The sequence below is a fragment of the Candidatus Harpocratesius sp. genome (assembly GCF_054039255.1).
In genome coordinates this window covers 1-3,095 of the sequence record NZ_JBPLBG010000056.1, presented here as the reverse complement: position 1 = coordinate 3,095, position 3,095 = coordinate 1, and the positions used below count along the sequence as shown (strand labels likewise).

The 3,095-nt window shown below is 31.8% G+C and carries 3 protein-coding genes; all 3 read right to left on the bottom strand.

The features are described 5' to 3' along the window. Positions 1 to 116 precede the first annotated feature (116 nt). On the bottom strand, positions 117 to 302 hold the full coding sequence (locus ACXLDF_RS13335) for a hypothetical protein (RefSeq protein WP_457559032.1): 186 nt from the start codon (positions 300 to 302) through the stop codon (positions 117 to 119). Between the two features lie 221 nt (positions 303 to 523). Further along, positions 524 to 1,033: a hypothetical protein gene (locus ACXLDF_RS13330; RefSeq protein ID WP_457559031.1), complete on the bottom strand. Its 510-nt coding sequence runs from the start codon at positions 1,031 to 1,033 to the stop codon at positions 524 to 526. Next, positions 1,017 to 2,927, bottom strand: coding sequence for a helicase-related protein (locus tag ACXLDF_RS13325; RefSeq protein WP_457559033.1), 1,911 nt, complete (start codon positions 2,925 to 2,927; stop codon positions 1,017 to 1,019). Before ACXLDF_RS13325 ends, ACXLDF_RS13330 begins: the two co-directional genes overlap by 17 nt. Positions 2,928 to 3,095 lie beyond the last annotated feature (168 nt).

Here is a 3,095-nt window from a genome sequence, read left to right as displayed (position 1 = left end):
AAACGACCTATTGAAACAATCCTAAAAGGAAAACAGAAAGTAAGAAAAAACATGAAAAGTGTTAATAAATAATGTAGATTAGGTGAGCAGGTGACTGTCCGGCAAGTGTTTAGCTTTTACACATTATCATTAAGATTTAAGTTTCCGGACAACTGTAACAACCATAATAACCCAACATTCGTCTCAATCTCAATTGTGGGTAATTTAGTGTTTAACTTGTCTCCATTCTCATTCGCGGCAGATAAAACAGCGCTCATAAGAATAATCGAAATAACATATATGCTCTTTTTCATTGCGGTCATGCTCCCACAGGATTTTAACCCTTTTTACATAAGTTTATGAATTCTATCTTCGCACTTCGCAACATCACATCCAATAATAGATTCAATAATCTTTTTTTAGAATCCCAATATACACTTCTTGTTATTTTGACACATTACGATTAGGTTTTTTAGCAACTCATGCCCGGCGTGCTCGCGCCAGTATTAAAACCGTTGTTAGTCTGCCCCTTGCACCTTTGAAATTACTGCAAAACAAATTTAACCAGAAAAGTTGTTAGTGAACTACCTGTTAATAGTAAAATAAAAATAAAGAACATTAAATTTAACTTGTGAGATTTCTCTAATTTCTCTTGAACTTTTAATATTTTAAAATTGAAATCATCTTTCAAATTTTTTTCAACGGTTTCAAATCTGCCAAATATATTTTGGATTGCAGTATTTATACCACTAACTGATGTGTCAAGTTTATCAAGACGAGTGGGAAAATCAACTTTTTCTAATTTTTGCATTAGCATATCAACTGCATCAAATAGTTTTTGTGCCGATTCGTTTAACTTTTTTGATTCTTGAATCGCATTATCAGTTGCAGTTTTGGAATCCGCTATTAACTTTTCCATAATTTGTTTTGATTCAGAAATAGTGGTTTGAGCTGAGTTTTTTGCATCTTTAATCATTTCCGAAGCAGATTTAAGTTTTGATAGCTCTTCTTCAAATTCAGCCAAAGAATCATTAATTTTATTTAATTCTGACATTTGCAATATCCTTTAAAAAAGTTTGGTTGAAGGATTTTAACCATGTTTTATGTTCGTCCAATATCTCTTTATCGAGATACAATTTCAATGAAGAATCATATTTGATAACCAATTTATAGAATTTAGATAAATTTTTTAAAGATTCTTTTCGTGTCCAATTCTTTAGATCTCTAAATAAACGCCAGCCTTTATGAAAATCAGATAAAGCATCATTTTTGTTATAAGAAGGAATCAGAAATCGTGAAAAAGAGCGAAGTAATAGAAAGGCTGCGTTATCAGGATTTTCTACAAGTAAACGATCGCAAGCGCCCCTGATATGATTTATTGAGTTAGGATCACCTTCAGTTTCCAACATAAAATCCCATACAATTTCTATTGAATAATCATAAATAAACCGACGTAATTTGGGTGTAAATCGAGAATCAAAATAAGTGTTTACAAATTCTTCAAAGTTTCCATTATTTAAACCAGATTGGATTGCAGATTCCATAACATTTATGGCTTCTAAACGCTTGGCTGCAATTTTGGAATACACAAAATTTGCTAAAAAGCCGCTGCATTTCTGAATGACTGTATTGCCCTGAGAAGCAAGTATCTGTTCATGTACACGTAATTTTTGTTCTGCTGAAACATATCTGCCAATATAATTTGTAAGGCTTTCGATACATGAACTATCGGACTTTTTAACAATTGTTGCTATGATGTTTTTTGAGTTATAATCGACTTCATATTCATCAACGAGACCTATTACAGATAAGCGGTAAATCGCTTTGTAAGTATCTTGTTCATCTCTAATTTGATAGAACCAAATAGATAATTGGTTTATTTGAGTTTCACTAAAATTATAATTTTGGTTAGTTGCACGCCAAAATTCTTTTTCTAATTTCTGAATAAAATCTTCGGCTGTAAAACAGTAATTATTTGCCTTAATGACAATAGTTTCGTTCCAGTGTTGATTTGTAGCCGATAGATAATTTGTAATTCTTTGAATTCGATCATTATTAAAGCCAACCACAACTCTTTTTGATTCGCCGATTTCCATTTCTGATAAAATCCGTTCAAAACCGGGATGTGGGTCAACTGTTTCGGTCTGAGTTAACCAATTTATAAGCGAAACATTATTGAGGCATTTCTCTTGTAGAAGATTAAGAATTCGTAAAAGAATTTGTTCAGCATTTTCTCGTGTAACAATTATTCTATCATTTCCTGTTTCAGGAAAGACGGATAAATTATCCAGGTTAATATAACCATAACTTTTCGGAAATTCTTCACCGTTAACAAATAAAATATACTGATTGTTATCTGATAATCGTAAACGAACTTTAACATACAAATCTTCCGCAATTTGAGACAATTTCGATTTTGGAGTAAGCTGTGGAAAGGTTATTTCATTTAACAGTTCCCACATTATTCTTTTTTCTTTTTCAATTCCGCGAAAAGAGTTGTGGTAGAATGAAAGCATAAAACTTTTATCTACCGTAACTTTTTCATCATTAAAATTTATTTTGGTAGGTGAATACAAAATATAACAATAAGCCTTGTCTTTATCCCTTCCTGCGCGTCCCGCTTCCTGATAAAAAGATTCAATAGATTGCGGCATATTAAAATGAACAGTAAATCTAATATTGGGCTTATCAATTCCCATCCCAAAGGCTTTAGTTGCCACAAGTAGACAAAGCGTATCATTTTTAAAATTGTTTTGAACTTTAACCAAATCAATCAAATCATCATCTTCAAGGCTTCCAGCGTATGTTCCAACCAATGAGTTTATTTTCTCGTATTTTTCAGATAATTCAGCAGCAATATGTTTTACACCAAATTTCCAGCCAACATGGGGACAAAAAACAATTCCTGAATTTCTATATTCTAATTCACGTGAGAAGAAAGATTCGATAGTATCGAAATTTGAATTATTTTCCCATTCAAGGTTTGGAATATGGTGTTATCTTATTCTTAGTTGAAATTTAGGGAAAAAAAGGTGAGGTTCCCCTATGGAAATTGAAAAAAGAATAAATAAAATAGAGGAACCTCGGGATGAATTTAGACAAGGAATCGTTGAAAG